The sequence below is a fragment of the Rhodococcus sp. 06-1460-1B genome, from assembly GCF_002258475.1.
Taxonomy (GTDB): domain Bacteria; phylum Actinomycetota; class Actinomycetes; order Mycobacteriales; family Mycobacteriaceae; genus Rhodococcoides; species Rhodococcoides fascians.
Genome location: NZ_NOYS01000039.1, coordinates 1 through 20,153, shown reverse-complemented (window position 1 = coordinate 20,153; position 20,153 = coordinate 1). Strand labels below are relative to the sequence as shown.

The 20,153-nt window shown below is 64.3% G+C and carries 24 protein-coding genes; 21 read left to right on the top strand and 3 right to left on the bottom strand.

The features are described 5' to 3' along the window. The first annotated feature begins 141 nt into the window (after positions 1-141). From CH268_RS22705 to CH268_RS22695, 3 genes are read left to right on the top strand one after another with little or no spacing between them, the layout of a single operon-like run. Positions 142-654 (top strand): OsmC family protein, encoded by a 513-nt coding sequence (locus CH268_RS22705; protein WP_094665974.1) that lies wholly within the window; start codon positions 142-144, stop codon positions 652-654. Between the two features lie 4 nt (positions 655-658). After that, on the top strand, positions 659-1,957 hold the full coding sequence (locus CH268_RS22700) for an O-acetylhomoserine aminocarboxypropyltransferase/cysteine synthase family protein (protein ID WP_094665973.1): 1,299 nt from the start codon (positions 659-661) through the stop codon (positions 1,955-1,957). Beyond that, on the top strand, positions 1,954-2,439 hold the full coding sequence (locus tag CH268_RS22695; RefSeq protein WP_032369643.1) for a CoA-binding protein: 486 nt from the start codon (positions 1,954-1,956) through the stop codon (positions 2,437-2,439). The genes CH268_RS22700 and CH268_RS22695 overlap by 4 nt, the downstream gene beginning before the upstream one ends. A 3-nt stretch (positions 2,440-2,442) precedes the next feature. Here the strand turns inward: CH268_RS22695 and CH268_RS22690 are convergent, their stop codons facing one another. Then, on the bottom strand, positions 2,443-3,204 hold the full coding sequence (locus tag CH268_RS22690; RefSeq protein WP_255182482.1) for an SDR family NAD(P)-dependent oxidoreductase: 762 nt from the start codon (positions 3,202-3,204) through the stop codon (positions 2,443-2,445). 61 nt (positions 3,205-3,265) lie between these two features. On the opposite strand from CH268_RS22690, the gene CH268_RS22685 reads away from it, so the two are divergent. From CH268_RS22685 to CH268_RS22665, 5 genes are all read left to right on the top strand, one after another. Further along, entirely contained in the window at positions 3,266-3,850 is a 585-nt protein-coding gene (locus CH268_RS22685) for a TetR/AcrR family transcriptional regulator (RefSeq protein ID WP_094665971.1), read from the top strand. A 46-nt stretch (positions 3,851-3,896) separates the two neighbouring features. Beyond that, positions 3,897-4,328, top strand: a complete 432-nt coding sequence (locus CH268_RS22680) for a DUF1810 domain-containing protein (RefSeq protein ID WP_094665970.1) — start codon at positions 3,897-3,899, stop codon at positions 4,326-4,328. Positions 4,329-4,338: 10 nt separating this feature from the next. Then, positions 4,339-4,794, top strand: a complete 456-nt coding sequence (locus tag CH268_RS22675) for a 6,7-dimethyl-8-ribityllumazine synthase (RefSeq protein ID WP_032390326.1) — start codon at positions 4,339-4,341, stop codon at positions 4,792-4,794. Between the two features lie 28 nt (positions 4,795-4,822). Then, positions 4,823-5,191: a nuclear transport factor 2 family protein gene (locus CH268_RS22670; protein ID WP_237606342.1), complete on the top strand. Its 369-nt coding sequence runs from the start codon at positions 4,823-4,825 to the stop codon at positions 5,189-5,191. A gap of 117 nt (positions 5,192-5,308) precedes the next feature. Next, positions 5,309-6,730 carry an HNH endonuclease signature motif containing protein gene (locus CH268_RS22665; RefSeq protein WP_094665969.1) on the top strand — a complete coding sequence of 474 codons (1,422 nt, stop codon included), beginning with the start codon at positions 5,309-5,311 and terminating at the stop codon, positions 6,728-6,730. Between the two features lie 90 nt (positions 6,731-6,820). Here the strand turns inward: CH268_RS22665 and dapD are convergent, their stop codons facing one another. Next, entirely contained in the window at positions 6,821-7,774 is a 954-nt protein-coding gene (gene dapD / locus CH268_RS22660) for a 2,3,4,5-tetrahydropyridine-2,6-dicarboxylate N-succinyltransferase (RefSeq protein WP_094665968.1), read from the bottom strand. Positions 7,775-7,978: 204 nt separating this feature from the next. On the opposite strand from dapD, the gene CH268_RS27985 reads away from it, so the two are divergent. The 12 genes from CH268_RS27985 (at position 7,979) to CH268_RS22600 (ending at position 17,595) form a co-directional block, all read left to right on the top strand. Next, positions 7,979-8,122 (top strand): hypothetical protein, encoded by a 144-nt coding sequence (locus tag CH268_RS27985; RefSeq protein WP_155288421.1) that lies wholly within the window; start codon positions 7,979-7,981, stop codon positions 8,120-8,122. A gap of 69 nt (positions 8,123-8,191) precedes the next feature. Beyond that, the gene (locus tag CH268_RS22650) at positions 8,192-9,112 is read left to right on the top strand and encodes an SMP-30/gluconolactonase/LRE family protein (RefSeq protein ID WP_255182481.1); all 921 of its coding nucleotides are present in this window, start codon (positions 8,192-8,194) and stop codon (positions 9,110-9,112) included. Between the two features lie 10 nt (positions 9,113-9,122). Further along, positions 9,123-10,208: a succinyl-diaminopimelate desuccinylase gene (gene dapE / locus CH268_RS22645; RefSeq protein ID WP_032365377.1), complete on the top strand. Its 1,086-nt coding sequence runs from the start codon at positions 9,123-9,125 to the stop codon at positions 10,206-10,208. A gap of 10 nt (positions 10,209-10,218) precedes the next feature. Further along, positions 10,219-10,989, top strand: a complete 771-nt coding sequence (locus CH268_RS22640) for a TIGR00730 family Rossman fold protein (RefSeq protein ID WP_045840749.1) — start codon at positions 10,219-10,221, stop codon at positions 10,987-10,989. Then, the gene (locus CH268_RS22635; RefSeq protein WP_230591713.1) at positions 10,986-11,549 is read left to right on the top strand and encodes a TIGR00730 family Rossman fold protein; all 564 of its coding nucleotides are present in this window, start codon (positions 10,986-10,988) and stop codon (positions 11,547-11,549) included. Before CH268_RS22640 ends, CH268_RS22635 begins: the two co-directional genes overlap by 4 nt. Positions 11,550-11,640: 91 nt before the next feature. Next, positions 11,641-13,416: a long-chain-acyl-CoA synthetase gene (locus tag CH268_RS22630; RefSeq protein ID WP_032383849.1), complete on the top strand. Its 1,776-nt coding sequence runs from the start codon at positions 11,641-11,643 to the stop codon at positions 13,414-13,416. Between the two features lie 51 nt (positions 13,417-13,467). Beyond that, the gene (folP, locus tag CH268_RS22625; RefSeq protein ID WP_032383848.1) at positions 13,468-14,328 is read left to right on the top strand and encodes a dihydropteroate synthase; all 861 of its coding nucleotides are present in this window, start codon (positions 13,468-13,470) and stop codon (positions 14,326-14,328) included. After that, the gene (locus CH268_RS22620) at positions 14,325-15,254 is read left to right on the top strand and encodes a glucosyl-3-phosphoglycerate synthase (RefSeq protein ID WP_027498057.1); all 930 of its coding nucleotides are present in this window, start codon (positions 14,325-14,327) and stop codon (positions 15,252-15,254) included. The genes folP and CH268_RS22620 overlap by 4 nt, the downstream gene beginning before the upstream one ends. A 55-nt stretch (positions 15,255-15,309) precedes the next feature. Continuing rightward, positions 15,310-15,705, top strand: coding sequence for a DivIVA domain-containing protein (locus CH268_RS22615; RefSeq protein WP_094665966.1), 396 nt, complete (start codon positions 15,310-15,312; stop codon positions 15,703-15,705). Next, positions 15,702-16,310: a DNA-3-methyladenine glycosylase I gene (locus CH268_RS22610; protein WP_032383847.1), complete on the top strand. Its 609-nt coding sequence runs from the start codon at positions 15,702-15,704 to the stop codon at positions 16,308-16,310. The genes CH268_RS22615 and CH268_RS22610 overlap by 4 nt, the downstream gene beginning before the upstream one ends. Positions 16,311-16,406: 96 nt before the next feature. Next, complete coding sequence (locus CH268_RS22605; RefSeq protein WP_008714277.1) at positions 16,407-16,574, top strand: DUF3117 domain-containing protein; 168 nt, start codon at positions 16,407-16,409, stop codon at positions 16,572-16,574. A gap of 142 nt (positions 16,575-16,716) precedes the next feature. Beyond that, on the top strand, positions 16,717-17,595 hold the full coding sequence (locus CH268_RS22600) for a putative RNA methyltransferase (protein WP_094665965.1): 879 nt from the start codon (positions 16,717-16,719) through the stop codon (positions 17,593-17,595). Here the strand turns inward: CH268_RS22600 and glgA are convergent. Then, positions 17,565-18,728 carry a glycogen synthase gene (glgA, locus tag CH268_RS22595; protein WP_094665964.1) on the bottom strand — a complete coding sequence of 388 codons (1,164 nt, stop codon included), beginning with the start codon at positions 18,726-18,728 and terminating at the stop codon, positions 17,565-17,567. The two genes, CH268_RS22600 and glgA, sit on opposite strands and share 31 nt — an antisense overlap. A gap of 76 nt (positions 18,729-18,804) precedes the next feature. On the opposite strand from glgA, the gene glgC reads away from it, so the two are divergent. Next, positions 18,805-20,019 carry a glucose-1-phosphate adenylyltransferase gene (gene glgC / locus CH268_RS22590; RefSeq protein ID WP_027498053.1) on the top strand — a complete coding sequence of 405 codons (1,215 nt, stop codon included), beginning with the start codon at positions 18,805-18,807 and terminating at the stop codon, positions 20,017-20,019. Positions 20,020-20,153: the final 134 nt, after the last annotated feature.

Below are 20,153 nucleotides of genomic sequence, written 5' to 3'. Positions count from 1 at the left end.
GGCTCGTGCGTCGTCGCACCATCGATCTGTGCCTGGTCTGCACTTCTTCCTGTTCGTAACTGTCGATCGAACCCAGCCCCGACGAGTTCCACACGCTCCTCGGGTCGTTCCGGCAACCTCTTTCTACGAACAGGATCACTCATGACCACATCTGTCTCCCATCTCGGCGGCGTCATCGCTGCCACCGACGACGCAGTACGCGCGGACTCGAAGAACGCTCACGCTGTATTCCGTGCCTCCGCCACCGCGCACGATGCCGTCGCCAGCACCGTCACACTCGGCAAGTTCAGCGTCGAGGTCGACGAGCCGCCGGCCCTCGGCGGAAAGAACACGGCCGCCAATCCCGTGGAGTACTACCTCGCGTCGCTGCTGTCCTGCCAGGTGGTCAGCTACCGCGTCTGGGCCGAGAAGCTCGGTATCGTCGTCGACGACATCAAGGCGAAGGCCGAGGGCGACCTCGACGTACGTGGCTTCTTCGGGTTCGACGACGACGTGCGGCCGGGATTCGGTGAGGTGCGCGTCGTCGTGACGGTCACCGGGCCCGAGACCCGTGAGCGGTACGAGGAATTGCAGCAGGCCGTGGACGATCACTGCCCGGTACTGGATCTCACGCGTAACCCCACGCCGATCCACACCGTCCTCGAAACGGCCTGACGTCATGAGTGAGCGAACATTCGGCCTGCGTACCAGAGCAATTCACGCCGGCGCGCGGCCCGACTCGGCAACCGGTTCGCGTGCGGTGCCGATCTATCAAACGGCGAGCTACGTGTTCGAGGATTCTGCTGACGCAGGGGATCTGTTCGCTCTGCAGAAGTACGGCAACGTCTACAGCCGCATCGGTAACCCGACGGTCGCCGCCTTCGAGGAGCGCATCGCGAGCCTCGAAGGCGGCATCGGGGCGGTCGCGTTCGCCAGCGGGCTCGCGGCCGAGTTCGCGGTGTTCGCCGCGCTGGCCGGCACCGGTGATCACATCGTCGCGGCAGCCGGACTCTACGGCGGAACCGTGACGCAACTCGACGTGACACTGCGGCGCTTCGGCGTCGAGACCACCTTCGTTCCCGGCACGGACCCGGCCGATTATGCGGCGGCGGTAACAGATTCGACCAAGTTGATCTACGCGGAGGTCATCGGAAACCCCTCCGGTGAAATCGCCGATCTCGAGGGTCTCGCCGCGGTCGCGCACGATCATGGGATCCCGCTGGTGGTCGACGCGACTATGGCGACACCGTGGTTGAGCCGGCCGATCGAGTTCGGAGCCGACATCGTCGTCCACTCGGCAACGAAGTTTCTCGGCGGTCACGGCTCCACGCTCGGCGGCGTCGTGGTGGAGTCCGGTCGATTCGATTGGGGCCGAGGCAAGTTCCCGCAGATGACCGAGCCGGTGGCCTCGTACGGGGGCCTGTCGTGGTGGGGCAACTTCGGGGAGTACGGATTTCTCACCAAACTGCGCAGTGAGCAACTGCGCGACATCGGTGCAGCACTGGCTCCGCACTCTGCCTTCACGCTGATCCAGGGCGTCGAGACGTTGCCGCAGCGCATGGACGCGCACGTGGCCAATGCGCGCGTCGTCGCCGAGTGGCTCGAGGCTGACCCACGCATCGAGTACGTGAGATGGGCTGGATTGCAGAGTCATTCGCACTACGATCGCGCCGCGAAATATCTGCCCTCGGGTCCGGGTGCGGTGTTCGCATTCGGCATCGAAGGTGGTCGGGATGCCGGCCGAACGTTCGTCGAGAGCGTCCAGGTGGCCAGTCACGTCGCGAACATCGGCGACGTACGTACCCTGGTCATCCATCCGGCCAGCACCACCCACCGACAGCTCAGCGATGATCAACTGGCCGGCGCGGGGGTGGGGCCCGAACTCATTCGGATCAGTGTCGGCCTGGAAGACGGCGAGGACCTGCTGTGGGATCTCGATCAGGCCTTGACGCTGGCAACCGGGAAGGCGCGGTCATGAGCGAACGAACCTGGCAGGGACCCTCCGCTCAGGACCGTCAGCGGATCTTGCGTGAGACGAAAACCGTCGCGATCGTCGGTGCGTCCAAGAACCCTTCGCGAGCAAGCTATTTCGTCAATCGGTATCTGTCCTCGACAAGCAACTACGAAATATTTCTCGTCAATCCGACGGTCTCGGACATCGAAGGAACGACCGTCTATCCGACTCTCGCGGATCTACCGAAGAGTCCGGACCTGGTCGACGTCTTTCGCAAGTACGACGATCTCCCGGAGGTGTTGGGCGAAACCATTGCTGCGCAGGCGAAGACGATCTGGTTGCAGCTCGGGTTGTGGCACGAGCAGGTGGCCCACGACGCCGAGGCAGCCGGATTGAACGTCGTCATGGACCGGTGCCTCAAGATCGAACACGCCCGCTTCCACGGCGGGCTGCACTTGGCCGGATTCGACACGGGAGTGATCGATTCGCGTCGAATGCGGGGTTAGGGGTCAGGCCTTCAGTAGGCGACCGCTGATTATCGCGGCCAACGATCGTGGCGCGAGACGCACACTGCCGGCGCTGATCTTGTTGGAAAGGCCGGACACGACGCTGGCAGGGGTACGGCGAGAATCCAAGGCGCGCATAGCCGTCGAGACCACCTGCTCGGAGGTCTGGAAGTTGCCCACTGCGGCATCCTCGGATCCGACGACGTCGAAGAACTCGGTGCGCGTCGGGCCGGGGGAGAGAGCGAGGATCTTCAGCGGTGACGTGCGGTACTCGTAGGCGAGCGCCTCGGTGAAGTTCAGTACGAACGCCTTCGTCGCCCCGTATACCGCCATGTTCGGAGTGGGCTGGTACGCAGCGGTACTCGCGATGTTGATCAACGCGCCGGTCAGATTCGGCAGAAACGCATGTGTCAGATCCACCAGCGCGCTGACGTTCAGTGCGATTTCCGACGCCACCCGCGCCGGATCCTCGTCGCGAAAGCGCCCGTGGGTCCCGAATCCTGCATTGTTGACCAGCGTCGTGGGTATGATCCCTTTGTCGGCCAGGGTCTTTCGTAGTGACTCGCCGATGCCCGGTACGCCCAGGTCCATGGCGACGGCGGTCGCGGTGACGCCATGGTCTGCTTCGATGCGGCGGGCAAGCGTCTCGAGTCGGTCCGCCCGTCGTGCCACGAGGACGACGTTCTCGCCGCGTGCGGCAAAGCGATGTGCGAATTCCTCGCCGAGGCCGGAGCTCGCCCCGGTGATGAGTGCAGTGGATGTCATGCGAGCAAATGTAGGCACTGTCAGCATTGTTGTCAACGCCAACATCGCCTAGGGTGAGTCCATGGCAACGGAGCGCTACCACCACGGTGATCTGCGCGCGGTGCTCCTGGAGGAGGCCGAGCGGAGCATCGCCCGCGACGGTGTAGATGCGCTGTCGCTGCGGCAATTGGCCCGAGACGTGGGTGTCAGTCACGCAGCCCCTGCGCGCCACTTCCGCGACAAGCAAGCACTGCTGGATGCGTTGGCGCTGCACGGCTTTCAGGAAATGAATCGGCGAATGGTCGACGCGGCCACCGGTCCGGGAGAGCTGCTGGCCAAGTTTCGTGGTGTCGCCCGCGCCTACCTGGGTTTTGCCGTCGAACACCCGCAGCTCTTGGACGTCATGTACAGCACCAAGCATCACCCCGAGGCCAGCGAACAACTCAAAGAGGTTGCGCACGAAAGCATGGCGGCGACGGAATCCTTGTTGCGCGCTGCGATGGACGCGGGAGTCATCACCGAAGCATCGCCTGCCGTCCTCGCCCGCGTCGCGTTCGCGAGCGTCCACGGACTCGCCGTGCTCGCCGCCGGCGACCTCCTCGACGGCATGCCTGCCGATGACCTGCTCGACGCCACGGTCGACACCCTGCTCCGCGGATTTACCTGACCGGGTCATTCCGCAGGCTCCACTCCTGTGTCGCTAAGTTGTCGGTATGACCGAATACGACCTGCAACGCTTCGTCGACGCCCAGGATCCCGTCTGGAACGTCGTGGTCAAGGAGTTGAAGGCAGGTCGGAAGCAGACGCACTGGATGTGGTTCGTGTTTCCGCAGTTGGCCGGCCTGGGCCGTAGTGCCACCGCTCAGCACTTCGGCATCGCAGACCTGACCGAGGCCGAGCTGTACCTGTCCCACGAAGTTCTCGGGCCACGCCTGAAGAAAGCCGCGCAGCTCACTCTTGCGGTCGAGGGCAGCACGGTCGACGAGATCTTCGGTTACCCGGACAATCTGAAGCTGCACTCGTCCATGACGCTTTTCGCCGAAGCTACCAAGGGACAGTCCGTTTTCGTCGAAGTGTTGCAGAAGTATTTCTCCGGCGAATTCGATGCCGTAACACTCGACTTGCTCGACGAGCGATACCGCTAGCATCGCATCCATGACCACTCCACTCGCCGGATCCATTGCCTTCGTCCATGCCACCTGGCACCTGGACATCGTCGATCGTGCGCGGGTGGGTTTCTCCGCCGAACTCGAGCAGTTGGGCCATGCCGACACCGCGGTCGACGTCTTCGAGGTGCCCGGAGCATTCGAGATCCCGCTGCACGCGCAGCGGCTCGCCAGAACCGGAAAGTATGCGGCGATCGTCGCTGCAGCGCTCGTCGTGGACGGCGGAATCTACCGACACGACTTCGTCGAAACGGCGGTGATCGACGGGCTGATGCGGGTGCAGCTCGACACCGACGTCCCCGTGTTCTCGGTGGTCCTGACTCCACATCACTTCCACGAACACGCCGATCACAACGCCTTCTTCACCGCGCACCTCGAAACCAAGGGTGCCGAGGCCGCGCGCGCCGTGGTCAAGACACTGGCTTCGCTCCGAACCATCGGCTGACGCTGCCGCAGGCAGATCGGTGGTCGACGTGCGATCCGTGCTCGCGGAGCTCGAACGGCGTGAACCCATTTTCCACCGCCGTGAGTACGGCATCACGCGTGAAGATTTCGATCGTCTGACCGATGTCGATTTCTGGGAGGTCGGTGCGTCCGGTACCCGATACGACCGTGACGAGGTGTGGGCCGTTCTCGGGAAGCGCTATCGACAGGACCCGTCAGGAGACCACGACGTCGACTGGGAAACCAGCGATTTCGAGGTCCGTGAGGTTGCCCCGGACACGTACTTGCTGACGTACACCTTGCTGCAGGTCGACAGACTTACGCGGCGAGCGACGCTCTGGCAGCGACGGGCAGGGGAGTGGACGATTCTGTATCACCAGGGGACCGTTGTGCTCTAGGCATTTCTCTTACCATGGGCCACCGACAGGTTCGGATTATCGAATCCTTATGCACAGCAATAGTTTTCGTTTGCACCATCATTGCGCGTCGAACACCTGTTCGATACACTTATCTCCATGACAACGGAGATCTGGCAACTGAGCGAAAGCGAACTCCTCGCCGACGCCGCTGCGGTCTCCCACAAGATCCAACTGCTCGAAGCACGGCGCATCGCCCTCGTCGCCGACATCGACACCCGCGTGAGCCGAGAGAAGCTCGGCTTCCCCGGACCCGCAGGGTGGCTCACCTCCACCACCCTGCTCACCCCCAGCAAAGCCACCAAGATCGTGGCCCTCGCCCGCGGACTGAAGAACTTCCCCGACATCGCCGACGCCGTCAACACCGGCAGCATGACCGTCGACCACGCCGCCCTGATTCTCACCTTCGCCGAAGCGCCACCGAAGAACCTCCCCCAAGAGGGTCGCGATATCGCCCGCTCCGCGATGATCACCGCCGCCACCGGGCCCGGGGCACGCACCGACAACATCCGCGAAGCGATCACCAAACTCGAAGACACCTACGGCGGCAACAAGCCACCACCGGAAGACACCGACCGCAACGAACTCTTCGCCTCGAAAACCCTCAACGGACGTCTCGTGGCGAAGATGGATTTCGATGCGATCACCGGAGAAAAGCTGCTCACCGCGCTTTCACCGTTGACCGAACCCCGCCCTGCCGCCGACGGCACCCAAGACGAACGCAGTCCCGCACGGCGACGCGCCGACGCCTTCGGACACATCCTCGACCGATACCTCGCCTCCAGTAACCGCCCCACCGAAGGCGGCGAAAAACCCCACGTCAACCTGCACATCCGGTTGCAGGACCTCACCGACCTCCGCGACAGTGCCGAGGACATAACAGACGACGAAACCTCACGCGCAGCAACAGAATCCGACACCGAGACCGACGCAGCAGATCCGGTCGACATCAACACCGGCGACCCCATCGACACCGACGCAGCAACCGAACCGGACCACGAAAACGGCAGCGGCAGTGGCGATTGCGGTGGAGGTGATGCTGCAGCGGATCGCGGCGCGTATCGCGACTTGTTCGGTGACGGCACGTCGGTCGGGTGGCTGCCCTGGATGGGCCCCCTCTCCCGCAACACCTCCCGCCAGTTGGCGTGTGATTGTGTCCTGACCGCCATCGTCATGGACGAGAACGGCAACCCACTCAACCTCGCCCGCACCGCCCGGACCGTCACCGCCAAACAGAAACGCGCCTTGACGGCCCGCGATCACGGCTGCGCGTTCCCGGGCTGCGGCAAACCCGCAGCCTGGACCGAAGGCCACCACATCTGGCACTGGACCGACGGCGGACCCACCGACATGAACAATCTCGTCCTCCTGTGCGGATTCCACCACCGACTCATCCACCACTCCGATTGGGGAGTGTTCATCGGCACCGACAACCACCCGTGGTTCGTCCCACCCGCCACCGTCGACCCCTACCGACAACCGAGACAATCCCACGCCCGAGCAGGCCCCCACATCGCATAGGCCCCTCGAACGCACACCAGCCCCGCACCGAGAACACGGTGCGGGGCTGGAAGACATTGTCCGTCAATTCGATTGGAGTCGATCAGGCTCTCAGTCGTTGGCGTGCAGCGCAGCGTTCAGTTCGACGCCGGTGCCCTTCCAAGGCACGACCTCGACCGCACCCGAGAGCGAGTTACGACGGAACAGGAGGTTGGACTTGCCGCTCAGCGTCGCCGCCTTCACCACGGTTCCATCCGGTCCACTGACCTTCGTTCCGGCGGTGATGTACAGCCCCGCCTCGACGACGCAGTCGTCACCGAGTGAAATGCCGAGTCCGGAGTTGGCACCGAGCAGGCAGCTCTTGCCGACGGAGATGACGTTCTTGCCGCCACCGGACAGCGTGCCCATGATCGACGCACCGCCGCCCACGTCGGAGCCGTCACCCACCACGACGCCCGCGGAGATGCGTCCCTCGACCATCGAGTTACCGAGCGTGCCTGCATTGAAGTTGACGAAGCCCTCGTGCATGACCGTCGTTCCACTGGCCAGATGAGCACCGAGGCGCACACGGTCGGCGTCGGCGATGCGGACGCCGGTGGGAACGACGTAATCGACCAGGCGCGGGAACTTGTCCACGCCGTAGACGGTTACCTGGCCGCGGGCACGTAGCTTCGCACGCACAGTCTCGAAGCCCTCGACCGCTGCGGGTCCGAAGTTGGTCCAGACGACGTTGGTGAGCAGTCCGAACAGCCCGTCGAGATTCTGACCGTGCGGCTCGACCAGGCGATGCGACAGCAGATGCAGTCGTAGGTACGCGTCGTGGGCGTCGATCGGAGCATCGTCCAGAGATGCGATGTTGGTGCGCACTGCGACGACCTCGACGCCGCGCGCCTCGTCCGCACCGACCAGAGCGGCCAGCTCCGCGGGGATGTCGGATCCTTCGAGCCGAGTCGTGCCGGCCTCGAGATCGGACCCGAGCTCCGGGCTCGGAAACCAGGTGTCGAGAACTACGCCCGATGTCGTGATGTTGGCAATACCTACTGCTGTTGCTCCCTGTGCACTCACGGCTCGAAGAATACGCGGTGGTGCGTCGTGCGTGGTTCGGTGACTGGGCGCCGCAGGTTCCCAGGTGATTTCCGGGCATACCGACCGGCGGTAGTCGCCGGTTCGGTCACGACGGCGGTTCGTTATCCGTTCGACTGACGAGCGTGACCACATCGGGATTCGCGGAGACCGGCCCGGGGCCGGTGGGCTGACAGAGTGACGACAATGACCACCCGCAGGATTTCGCTCGGAAGAGGAGCAGTGTCGATGATGGCCGACGGGATGTCGTTCACCGGGTTGGTGGCAACCTTCGCTTCGACCATCATTCTTGGAGTCGCTTTCGGCTTGGTTGTCGCCGAGGCGTGGTAGAAATGCCCATCGGCTGACAGGGGGTCGCCGTAGGCGGGGGATTCCATGAGTTCGAGCAGGTCAATAGCTATGCGTTCGATAATCTCGGTGGTCGCTGCATCACTCCTGGCGGTGACCGGCGTGGTAGCCGGTTCCGGCACCGCAGCCGCCGCACCCAACTGCGCCGGAGTCGGCGGGAAGTCGGCAGAGGTCGCGAAAATTCCGGGGGCTGCGCTGGAGGGCCTTGCCGTCGATGGGTCGGGCCGCGCGTACGCAACGGACATCGTGTCCGGCCGGGTGTACCGCATCGACGCACCTGGACAGCCCGCGTATCCCATTGCGAAGGTTCCCAGCGGCGGCGGCGGAGCTCTGGCGTGGATGCCCGACGGGACGCTCCTGGTCGGCTACGGTGCCGATCCCCGTGTATTCGTCGGAGACGTCGTCAAGGCCGCCGGCATCGTTCGACTCGACATCGTCACCCTTGCCGTCACTCCCTTTGCGAAGGGACTCAGTGCTGCCAATGGACTCGCCGTTGCTGCGGACGGAACCGTATACGCCACCAACGACTTCGGTGCGCTCATCGGCCGCATCAGCCCCGACGGTTCTGTCGATCCGAGCTGGGCGCGCTTGCCGAGCGCCAACGGCGCGGTGCTCGATGCCGCTGGGAAATATCTCTACGTCTCTCGGACGTTCGTGAACGCGGGCGTCAGTCGAATTCCGATTGCAAATCCGTCGGCATCGGAAGACCTGCTCGATCTGAAGGGGCTCGATTCGTTGGCTGCCCCGGACGGTCTCACTCTCGACGCCGCCGCCCGTCCGGTGGTACCGCTCAATGCAGGCGGTTCCGTCGTCCGCATCGATGCTCCGGGGGTCACCTGCGTGATCGGTACCGGTACTCGGTTGACCAGTGTCGTCTCCTACGGTCGCTCCGAGCAGGGCTTTTCGAGCGGAAGATTGTTCGGCGCAGGCTTCGACGGCGTGGTCCGCGAGATTCCGGGGGCCAAAGCCTAGGGTTGTCGCCGTGACGCTCGATTTGCATGCCGACCCGATAGACCTCACCGCAGCGCTGGTGGACATCCCCAGCGTCAGTGAGGACGAGGCGCGTATCGCCGACGAGGTGGAGCAGGCACTTCGCGAGCAGACCACGGGTTTCGAGATAATTCGGAGCGGCAACGCCGTCCTGGCCAGAACCAACCGCGGGCTGGGTTCACGGGTGATGCTTGCCGGTCATCTCGACACCGTGCCGATTGCCGACAACGTCCCGTCGAGGCGCGAGCACGAGAGCGCCGAGGGGGACATCCTGCATGGCTGCGGGACCGTAGACATGAAGTCGGGCGATGCGGTGTTTCTTCACCTCGCCGCAACGATCGACAACCCGGCACACGACCTGACTCTGGTGTTCTACGACTGCGAGGAGATTGCTGCCTCACGCAACGGTCTCGGTCGCATCGAACGTGAGCTACCCGAATGGCTGAACGCCGATGTCGCGATTCTGGGCGAACCGTCCGGAGGGTTCATCGAAGCCGGTTGTCAAGGCACACTGCGTGTTCGGCTGACGGCGTCGGGAACCCGAGCGCACAGTGCCCGATCCTGGTTGGGCGACAACGCCATTCACAAGTTCGGTGCGGTGCTCAATCGGCTGGCGGCCTACCACGCTCGTAGCGTCGATATCGACGGATGCGTATATCGCGAAGGGCTGCAAGCAGTTCGGATCGCCGGAGGGGTGGCGGGCAACGTCGTCCCCGATGCCGCCGAGCTCGACGTCAATTTCCGCTTCGCACCGGACCGCAGTGTCGACGAGGCCGTCGAGCATGTCCGTGAGGTGGTCGACGGACTCGATCTCGGGTTCGAGGTGACCGACTCGTCACCGGGTGCGCTGCCCGGGCTGAACCAGCCTGCTGCCGCTGCCCTCATCGAGGCAGCGGGAGGGCAGTTCCGGGCCAAGTACGGCTGGACCGACGTCTCCCGGTTCTCCGCCCTCGGCATACCCGCGGTCAACTACGGACCGGGCGATCCCAACCTCGCCCACAAGCGCGACGAGCGCGTCCCGGTCGAACAGATCACCCACGTCACACAGGTTCTACGGAGCTACCTCTCCGCCGGATAGCCTGAACGCCATGAACAGCGTCGACGACCCAGGTAGTTACGAACAGATCGGCAGCGAAAAGCCCGCCAAACACAAGGGATCCGTCGTACTTCGCCGCGGTCGAAACACCGAGACGTCCACGTCGGACCAACGATTGCTCGACGAACGCGGATCCGGCAATTGGATCCATTCGGACACCTGGCGCGTGCTGCGCATTCAGAGCGAATTCGTCGAAGGCTTCGGTGCTCTGGCCGAGGTGCCGCGAGCGGTGACGGTGTTCGGTTCGGCGCGCACACCCGTCGACCATCCCGAATACGAGCGGGCGCGTGAACTCGGAGCTGCCCTGGCACGCGAAGGCTTCGCCGTGATCACCGGCGGCGGTCCCGGTGTGATGGAGGGCGCGAACCGCGGCGCGAGCGAGGCCGACGGGTACTCCATCGGACTGGGCATCGAGCTGCCGTTCGAGCAGGGCCTCAACGACTGGGTCGATCTCGGTGTCAATTTTCGATACTTCTTCGTGCGCAAGACCATGTTCGTCAAGTACTCCCAAGCGTTCGTGTGCCTGCCCGGAGGCTTCGGTACTCTCGACGAACTCTTCGAGGCGCTCACACTCGTGCAGACCGCGAAGGTCACACGATTCCCGATCGTGTTGCTGGGCAAGGACTTCTGGTCGGGATTGCTCGACTGGATCAAGACCACTCTCGTGAAAGAAGGCAAGGTGTCCGAGAAGGACCTCGACCTCATCCATTGCACCGACAGCGTCGACGAGGCCGTCCGCATCGTCCGGGAGGCCCAGCAGTGAGCGTGCAGCCGGTCGGCGTTTCGGGGATCAGCGTGTGTGTCTACTGCGCATCGGGACCGGTCGACGCGTCGTTCATCGATCTGGCGCATGAGGTCGGTACCGAGATCGGTCGGCGTGGTTGGCAGCTGGTGTCGGGCGGCGGCAACGTCTCGATGATGGGCGCGGTGGCCGCGGCGACACGCGCAGCCGGAGGCAACACCGTCGGTGTCATCCCGAAAGCGCTCGTGCACCGCGAGGTCGCCGACGTCGATGCCGACGAGTTGATCGTCACCGACACGATGCGTGAGCGGAAGAAGATCATGGAGGACCGAGCCGACGCGTTCATCACGTTGCCCGGCGGCATCGGAACGCTCGAAGAACTCTTCGAGACGTGGACGGCCGGCTATCTGGGCATGCACAGCAAGCCGATGGTGATGCTCGATCCGTTCGGGCACTTCGACGGCCTGATGCAGTGGATCGACGGTCTGAGCTCCACCGGGTTCGTGCAGCAACGAGCCCTCGACGCGCTCGTGCGCACCACTTCTGTCGACGAGGCCCTGGACGTGTGCGGCGCGTTGTGAAAGTTCACCAACCGAGCGCGCCTGACGAAGTGCTGGAAGTTGTTACTCTCTAGTAGGGTTAGTTATCTCACATCGTCTCAAAGGGGAGCTCATGGCTGTCGATGCCCGTCAGAAAATCGGAGTGACCGACCTCGCGGTCGCGTTGCCGAAAATGGTGACGGAGGTGCCGAGCCTGCTCAAGGGGCTGGCGGGCTTCACCCGCAAGCCCGACCACAAGGTCTCCATCGGACTGATTTTCCAGGACGCGGCAGCCAAGAACAGCAGTCGACCGTTCGTCCGTTTCGAGGGTGAGTCGATCTCCTACAAGGACGCGAACGCGCTGGTCAATCAGTACGCCGCAGTGTTCACCGACCGGGGTGTCGTACGCGGCGACGTCGTCGGTGTGCTGAGCAAGAACCGCCCCGAGGCGCTGTTCGCGGCGCTGGCTGCCGTGAAGCTCGGTGCCACCGCAGGCATGCTCAACTACAACCAGCGCGGCGACGTGCTCGAGCACAGCCTCGGAATTCTCGAAGCGAAGGTGCTGGTCCTCGACGAGAACGCGCAGGAAGCGCTGGATTCTCTGGACAACGAGCCCAAGGTCGGGTCGGTGTTGCCGCTGAAGGAGCTCGGCGAGTTGGCCGCGAAGGCGTCGACGGCCAACCCGTCGGTCACCGCGGAGATCCAGGCCAAGGAGAAGGCGTTCTACATCTTCACCTCGGGAACGACGGGCATGCCCAAGGCCAGCCTGATGAGCCACTTCCGTTGGCTCAAGTCGATGTCGGGCCTGGGCAACATGGGCGTGCGACTGCGCGGCGACGACGTCATCTACTGCTGCCTTCCGCTTTATCACAACAACGCGCTGACGGTGACGCTGTCCTCGGTGCTCGCCGGCGGCGCGACGATGGCCATCGGTAAGCAGTTCTCGGTGAGCAACTTCTGGGAAGACATTCGCGTCAACAAGGCCACGGCGTTCACCTACATTGGCGAGCTCTGCCGGTACCTCCTCACGCAGCCGAAGAAGGATTCCGACCGGGACAACTCGGTCAAGCTGATCGTCGGCAACGGACTGCGACCGGAGATCTGGGAGGAGTTCACCGAGCGATTCGGTATCTCCCGCGTCGCGGAGTTCTATGGTGCCAGCGAATGCAACATCGCCTTCATCAACGCACTGAACATGAAGAAGACCGCCGGAATCTGCCCGTTGCCGTATGCCGTGGTGCAGTACGACGAAGAGTCGGGCAAGGCCAAGCGCGGCCACGACGGCAAGCTCCGCAAGGTCGGTAACGGTGAAGTGGGCCTGCTGCTGTCCAAGATCACCGACCGGGCTCCGTTCGACGGGTATTCCGACGACAAGGCCACCGAGAAGAAGATGGTGCGCGACGGATTCAAGGACGGTGACGCGTGGTTCGACACCGGCGACCTCGTTCGCAAGCAGGGCTGGATGCACGTCGCATTCGTCGACCGGCTGGGAGACACTTTCCGCTGGAAGGGCGAGAACGTCGCCACGACCCAGGTCGAGGGTGCACTCGGTAGCCACCCGGCAGTGGACGGTGCCGTCGTCTACGGCGTCGACATCGAGGGTGCAGACGGCAAGGCCGGTATGGCTGCGGTGACCCTGCGCGACGGTGAGTCCTTCGACGGCAAGTCGTTCGCCGAGCACCTCTACGACAAGCTGCCGACGTACGCGGTGCCGCTGTTCGTCCGCATCGTCGACAGCCTCGAGCAGACCTCGACGTTCAAGAGTCAGAAGGTCGCTCTACGCAAGCTGGGGTTCCAGGAAGACGGTGACAGCGAACTCCACGTGCTGCGCGGCAAGTCCGGTGGCTACGAGAAGTTCTACGACGGCTACGTCGACGAGGTTGCCGCAGGCAAGGCCCCCAAGGGATAGGCCGGTTCCCGCCGATCGGGTGCGGTGAATCTGCGTGCCACTATTGATTTCATGAGCACCCTCTGTGGCAAACCGGTCGCCGACGATCGCGCGTTGGTCATGGCGATCGTCAATCGCACCCCCGACTCGTTCTACGACGGGGGTGCGAATTTCTCCGACGATGCAGCGATGGCGTCCGTGCACAGGGCTGTCGCCGAGGGTGCCGACATGGTCGATATCGGCGGCGTCAAAGCAGGCCCCGGTGATCTCGTCGACGCGGCGGAGGAGATCCGCCGCGTCGTGCCGTTCGTCGAGGCCATCCGGGATGCGTATCCGGATCTGTTGATCAGTGTCGACACCTGGCGTAGCGAGGTTGCTCGCCTGGCCTGCGGGGTGGGAGCCGATCTGATCAACGACACCTGGGCCGGAGCCGATCCCGAGTTGGTGCGCGTCGCCGCTGCCGAGGGAGTTGGCATCGTCTGCTCGCACACCGGCGGTGCCGTTCCGCGGACCCGCCCGCACCGGGTTCGGTACACCGACGTCGTGGCCGACGTGATCGCGGAAGTCACCGCAGCTGCCGACAATGCCGTCGCGGAGGGGGTGAAGAAGGATTCGATTCTGATCGATCCGACCCACGATTTCGGGAAAAACACCTATCACGGGCTCGAGTTGTTGCGTCGCGTGGACGTTCTTGTAAACACCGGGTGGCCTGTGCTCATGGCGCTGAGCAACAAGGACTTCGTAGGCGAGACTCTAGGGGTAGAGCTCGCCGACCGGTTGGAGGGAACATTGGCAGCGACAGCATTGGCCGCAGCAGGCGGAGCCCGGATGTTCCGGGTGCACGAGGTTGCGTCGACCAGAAGAGTCGTCGACATGGTGGCAGCGATCCAGGGACGACGAACCCCGGCGCGGACGGTCAGGGGGCTGGCATGACACTGGCCGATCGAACGGACGTGACCCGAATGTGGTCCGAGACCAACAGCTGGGACACCCCCGAATGGACCATCGCCGAGCTCGAGGCCGCGAAGGCGGGACGCACGGTGTCCGTGGTGCTTCCGGCGCTGAACGAGGAACAGACGGTGGCTGCCGTCATCGACACCATCCACCCGTTGCTCGGTGGCCTCGTCGACGAACTGATCGTGCTCGACTCGGGCTCGACCGACGAGACGGCGGTGCGCGCGAGAGCGGCCGGTGCCCGTGTCATCAGTCGCGAGGAGGCAGTACCGGGGCTTGATCCGGTACCGGGCAAGGGCGAGGTGCTGTGGCGATCGGTCGCGGCGTCGACGGGTGACCTCATCGCCTTCGTCGATTCCGATCTGATCAATCCCGATCCGGCCTTCGTCCCGAAATTGCTCGGCCCTCTGCTGATGGGCGACGGCATTCATCTCGTCAAGGGTTACTACCGACGTCCACTTCGCGTCAGTGGCACCGAGGACGCCAACGGCGGTGGACGCGTCACCGAGTTGGTGGCACGGCCCTTGCTCGCGGCGCTGCGCCCGGAGTTGACCGGCGTGATTCAGCCGCTGGGCGGGGAGTACGCGGGCACGCGTGAGTTGTTGTCGGCGGTGCCCTTCGCGCCCGGTTACGGGGTGGAGATCGGCCTGCTTCTCGACACGTACGACCGGCTCGGTCTGCAGGCCATCGGACAGGTGAACCTGGGAGTGCGAAAGCATCGCAATCGGCCGCTGGTCGAACTCGGGGCGATGAGTCGGCAGATCGTCGGAACGATGCTCAACCGGTGCGGCATGGTCGATTCCGGTGCCGGACTGATGCAGTTCCGCGTGGCCGGGGATTCGTTCGAGCCGTTCTCGACCGAAGTGTCGTTGGCCGATCGACCGGCGATGAACTCGCTGATCTGACCGACCACGAGGTGCGTCGAGCCGACGTGTCGGACAGCCGTGACAAGATCGTGGCATGTTGACGCTGTTGATCTACATCATCGTCATTGCAGTCGTCGCTGCGGCGTTGTTCTTCATCGCCGCAGCGGTGTTCGGTCACGGTGAAGAGCTGGGGCCGTTGCCCGAGGGAACCACCGCAACAGTGCTGCCGGCCGAAGGGGTCACCGGTGCCGATGTGCGCGCGTTGAAGTTTCAGCAGACGTTGCGGGGTTACAAGCCCAGCGAAGTCGACTGGGCCCTCGAGCGCCTGGGCGGCGAGATAGACATGCTGCGGTCACGGCTGTCCGCGGCGCAGGAGTCAGGTTCTCGATCCCCGCTCTCGGGGCAGCCCGGCAGCGCGGGCCTCACCGACAGTGCGGGCCTCACGGATAGTTCGGGCGTCACAGGCACGGTCGAGTCGGACGAACGGTGAGCGCAGTCGCGGGGCCGGACGGCAAGCTGCGTTGCCCGTGGGGTGCCACCGACGACGAGCTGTATCGCACCTATCACGACACGGAGTGGGGGCAGCCGCTGCACGGCCGCAATGAGCTCTACGAGCGCCTGTGTCTGGAAGCGTTCCAATCGGGCCTGGCGTGGATCACGATCCTGCGCAAGCGGGAAAGCTTCCGCACTGCCTTCGCCGGGTTCGATCCCGACGCAGTGGCCCGCTTCGACGACGCCGATGTGGAGCGTTTGATGAGCGACGCGTCGATCGTGCGGAATCGGCTCAAGATCGAGGCGGCGGTGAGCAACGCTCGCGCGATCGTCGACCTCGACGACACCGATCTCGACACTCTGCTGTGGTCTTTCGCGCCGGAGCCCAGGTCACAGCGGCTCACGGAGTTCACCGACGTGCCCGCGTCGACACCCGAATCGACGGCGTTGGCCAAAGAGCTCAAACGCCGCGGGCTACGGTTCGTCGGTCCGACTACCGCCTACGCATTGATGCAGGCCACCGGAATGGTCGACGATCACCTGTCGAGGTGTTGGGTGCAGGTCACGAATACCGACTCAGGTTCCCCCCATCGACGGCGATAGGGAAGAATGGCACAGGACACTCCGTCGCCCCGCGACGAATTTATCTTTTAGGCCGAGGCGCCGAGCAGGTGGGCGCAGATCTGGAGGGAGCAGAGGATGGCGGCGATGAAGCCCCGGACCGGGGACGGTCCCCTCGAAGCAACCAAAGAGGGACGAGGAATCGTCATGCGTGTCCCGCTCGAGGGGGGCGGCCGTTTGGTCGTCGAATTGACCCCCGACGAGGCCGCGGCACTCGGTGACGAACTGAAGGGCGTCACCGGCTGATCGCCACGTCGATCGATCATCGCTCAGCCCCGCTCGCCGCACCGGCCAGCGGGGCTTTGTGTTGTCATCGGCGGTGTTGTGATCGGCAGGTCGTTTCCGGGGGAGTGCCCAAGAATCTGTCTCGATACGAAAGAGGTGCTCGATGCTGACCGACGTAGTCGATCTGCTGGTCTGCCCACAGTGCCGCGTCCGTGAGGTCGAGTCGGGCCTGGGTCTCGGTGAGACCGATCGAAGTCTGTGGTGCGATCTTGGTCATTCGTTCGACGTGGCCCGGCAGGGGTACGTCAGCCTGTTGACAGGCGACGGCGGCAAGTTCACCGGTGATTCGGCCGAGATGGTCACAGCCCGTGAGAAGTTCCTCGGTGGCGGTCATTTCGAGCCCATCGCGGCGGCGGTGTCGGCGGCTGTTCCGCCCGAGTCGGACGTGGTCCTCGATGTCGGGGTCGGCACCGGGTATTACCTCGCAGGTGTCCTGGACGCGCGTCCGGCCGCGCTGGGGGTCGGGGTGGACGTGTCCAAGTTCGCGGCACGCCGAGCCGCGCGGTCGCATTCGCGGCTCGGGTGCGTCGTCGCGAACATCTGGAGCGGGCTACCGATTCGGGCGGGTGCCGTGTCTGCGGTGACGTGTGTGTTCTCGCCGCGCAATGCCGGTGAACTGCATCGAGTTCTCGGCGACGACGGCACGTTGGTGGTCGTCACGCCGACGTCGCGGCATCAGCGAGAACTGCGCGGGCCGCTGGGGCTGATCGGCGTCGAAGAGGACAAGACCCGTCGGCTCGGTGAGTCGCTGTCGGGTCTGTTCGAGTCGGTGGCCGAGACCCCGCTCGAGTACTCGATGATGCTCTCGCACAACGACATCGAGGAACTCATCGGTATGGGGCCGTCGATTCGGCACGGTGACCCCGACGCGCGGTCCGTGGCGTTGAAGGATTTGCCCGACACCGTCCCGGTCACCGCGTCGGTAACGGTGTCGACCTACCGAAAGGTGTCTCAGCCCCGACGCGCCAGCGCGTCGTTGTAGACGGCGAGGGTCTGTTTCGCGATCGAGGCCCACGAGAATTCGGCAACGGCCCGCTCGCGGCCGGCCTTGCCCATCGCCGTCGCCAGTGCGGGGTCGAGAGCGACCTCGTTGACGGTGTCGGCGAGGGTTCGCTCGAAGACGTCGGGCTCGTACGAGTTGTAGTGCACCAGCCGTCCGGTGCGGCCGTCGTCGACGACCTCGGGGATGCCGCCGACGTCCGACGCCACGACCGCGGTTTCGCAGGCCATCGCCTCGAGGTTGACGATGCCGAGCGGCTCGTACACCGATGGGCAGACGAATACTGCTGCGGCGGAAAGGATCTGGCGAATCTTGTCGGTGGGGAGCATGTCCTTGACCCAGAAGACCCCGCTGCGTTGCTCGGCCAATAACGCCACTGCGCGTTCGGTTTCTGCGGCGATCTCCGGAGTGTCGGGCGCGCCCGCACACAGGACGAGCTGAATCGACGGATCGAAACGGTGTGCCGCGGCGATGAGGTGACCCACGCCCTTCTGCCGAGTGATGCGGCCGACGAACGCGACGATCGGCTTGTTGGGATCCACCCCGATCTCGTCGAGAGTCGACGTGCCGTGATCTGCGTACCACCGCTCGGTGTCGATCCCGTTGCGCACCACGTGGACTCGACTCGGGTCGAGGCGCGGATAAGCGTCGAGCACGTCCTTGGCCATGCCCTCGCTGACGGCGATGACGGCGTCGGCGTATTCCACCGCGTTCTTCTCCGACCACGACGAGATGCGGTAACCGCCGCCCAGCTGCTCGGCCTTCCACGGCCGCCGGGGCTCGAGCGAGTGCGCGGTGAGGATGTGCGGTACGCCGTACAGCTCGGCGGCGAGGTGACCGGCGAGGCCGGTGTACCAGGTGTGCGAATGCACCACGTCCGCTCCGGCCGCCGCGTTGGCCATTCGCAGTTCCGCCGACAACGTCGTCAGTGCTGCGTTGGCTCCGGCGAGTGCAGGATCGGGATCGTGCACCTGTGCGGTGTCGCGAGGGGCTCCCATGCAGTGGATGTCCACCTCGCACAGCGACTTCAGCTGCGCGGTCAACTCCGTGACATGAACTCCTGCGCCACCGTAGATCTCCGGCGGGTATTCCTTGGTCATCATCGCTACTCGCACGTGAACGAACCTACATTCCCCGGCAGTTGTGCGTGTACTGGTAGCAAGGTTCTCTCGGTGCGGATAGGTTGGGTGGGTGAGGACACAACCGCACGTACTAGGGATTGTGCTTGCCGGCGGAGAGGGTAAGCGCCTTTACCCGATGACCGCGGACCGAGCCAAGCCAGCCGTTCCCTTCGGGGGCGCCTACCGACTCATCGACTTCGTGTTGAGCAATCTCGTGAATGCCGGTTACCTCCGGCTCTGCGTGCTGACTCAGTACAAGTCCCATTCCCTGGACCGCCACATCTCGCAGACGTGGCGACTGTCCGGTTTCGCCGGGGAGTACATCACTCCGGTCCCGGCACAGCAGCGTCTCGGCCCCCGGTGGTACACCGGCAGCGCCGACGCCATCTTCCAGTCGCTGAACCTGGTGTACGACGAGGACCCCGAGTACATCGTGGTCTTCGGTGCCGACCACGTGTACCGAATGGATCCGGAGCAGATGGTGCAGCAGCACATCGACTCCGGCGCGGGTGTCACCGTCGCGGGTATCCGGGTTCCGCGCAGCGAGGCATTCGCGTTCGGCTGCATCGACTCGGACGAGAACGGCAAGATCACCCAGTTCCTGGAGAAGCCGGCGCAGCCGCCCGGTACCCCCGACGACCCGGACGTCACGTATGCGTCGATGGGCAACTACGTGTTCACCACCAAGGTGCTCGTCGATGCCATCAAGGCGGACTCCGAGAACTCCGACTCCGACCACGACATGGGCGGCGACATCATCCCGGCACTCGTCGAAGCAGGCGTGGCCTCGGTCTACGACTTCAACGACAACGTCGTTCCCGGTGCCACCGAACGCGATCGCGGTTACTGGCGAGACGTCGGAACCATCGACGCCTTCTACGACGCCCACATGGACCTGGTGTCGGTGCATCCCATCTTCAATCTCTACAACCGCCGCTGGCCCATCCGCGGATCGGCCGAGAATCTGCCGCCCGCCAAGTTCGTCCAGGGCGGCCTCGCTCAGGAATCCGTCGTCGGTGCCGGCTGCATTCTCAGCGCAGCCACCGTCCGAAACTCGGTACTGAGCTCGAACGTCATGATCGACAGCGGCGCGACCGTCGAAGGCAGCGTCCTGATGCCTGGTGTCCGGATCGGCAAGGGTGCCGTCGTTCGGCACGCGATCCTGGACAAGAACGTCGTCGTCGGTGACGGCGAAATAGTCGGAGTCGATCTCGAACGCGACCGGGAACGCTTCAACGTCAGTGCCGGGGGAGTCGTCTCCGTCGGCAAGGGCGTCTGGATCTGAGTGCCTGCGGCAGTGGTGCGGTTAGGTGCCGCAGAGGGGCTGTTGCATTTTGATGGTGGGGTGTCTCGAGTGTCGAGGCACCCCATTGTCGGTGGTGCGGGACAATGTGTTGGTGGCGAAGGGTTATCGACCGG

Bases quoted from the DNA above. Each gene is read 5' to 3' on its own strand.
- CH268_RS22705 (WP_094665974.1), top strand. From the start codon at position 142: ATGACCACATCTGTCTCCCATCTCGGCGGCGTCATCGCTGCCACCGAC.
- CH268_RS22700 (WP_094665973.1), top strand. From the start codon at position 659: ATGAGTGAGCGAACATTCGGCCTGCGTACCAGAGCAATTCACGCCGGC.
- CH268_RS22695 (WP_032369643.1), top strand. From the start codon at position 1,954: ATGAGCGAACGAACCTGGCAGGGACCCTCCGCTCAGGACCGTCAGCGG.
- CH268_RS22690 (WP_255182482.1), bottom strand. From the start codon at position 3,204: ATGACATCCACTGCACTCATCACCGGGGCGAGCTCCGGCCTCGGCGAG.
- CH268_RS22685 (WP_094665971.1), top strand. From the start codon at position 3,266: ATGGCAACGGAGCGCTACCACCACGGTGATCTGCGCGCGGTGCTCCTG.
- CH268_RS22680 (WP_094665970.1), top strand. From the start codon at position 3,897: ATGACCGAATACGACCTGCAACGCTTCGTCGACGCCCAGGATCCCGTC.
- CH268_RS22675 (WP_032390326.1), top strand. From the start codon at position 4,339: ATGACCACTCCACTCGCCGGATCCATTGCCTTCGTCCATGCCACCTGG.
- CH268_RS22665 (WP_094665969.1), top strand. From the start codon at position 5,309: ATGACAACGGAGATCTGGCAACTGAGCGAAAGCGAACTCCTCGCCGAC.
- CH268_RS27985 (WP_155288421.1), top strand. From the start codon at position 7,979: ATGACCACCCGCAGGATTTCGCTCGGAAGAGGAGCAGTGTCGATGATG.
- CH268_RS22650 (WP_255182481.1), top strand. From the start codon at position 8,192: ATGCGTTCGATAATCTCGGTGGTCGCTGCATCACTCCTGGCGGTGACC.
- CH268_RS22640 (WP_045840749.1), top strand. From the start codon at position 10,219: ATGAACAGCGTCGACGACCCAGGTAGTTACGAACAGATCGGCAGCGAA.
- CH268_RS22630 (WP_032383849.1), top strand. From the start codon at position 11,641: ATGGCTGTCGATGCCCGTCAGAAAATCGGAGTGACCGACCTCGCGGTC.
- folP (WP_032383848.1), top strand. From the start codon at position 13,468: ATGAGCACCCTCTGTGGCAAACCGGTCGCCGACGATCGCGCGTTGGTC.
- CH268_RS22620 (WP_027498057.1), top strand. From the start codon at position 14,325: ATGACACTGGCCGATCGAACGGACGTGACCCGAATGTGGTCCGAGACC.
- CH268_RS22615 (WP_094665966.1), top strand. From the start codon at position 15,310: ATGTTGACGCTGTTGATCTACATCATCGTCATTGCAGTCGTCGCTGCG.
- CH268_RS22605 (WP_008714277.1), top strand. From the start codon at position 16,407: ATGGCGGCGATGAAGCCCCGGACCGGGGACGGTCCCCTCGAAGCAACC.
- CH268_RS22600 (WP_094665965.1), top strand. From the start codon at position 16,717: ATGCTGACCGACGTAGTCGATCTGCTGGTCTGCCCACAGTGCCGCGTC.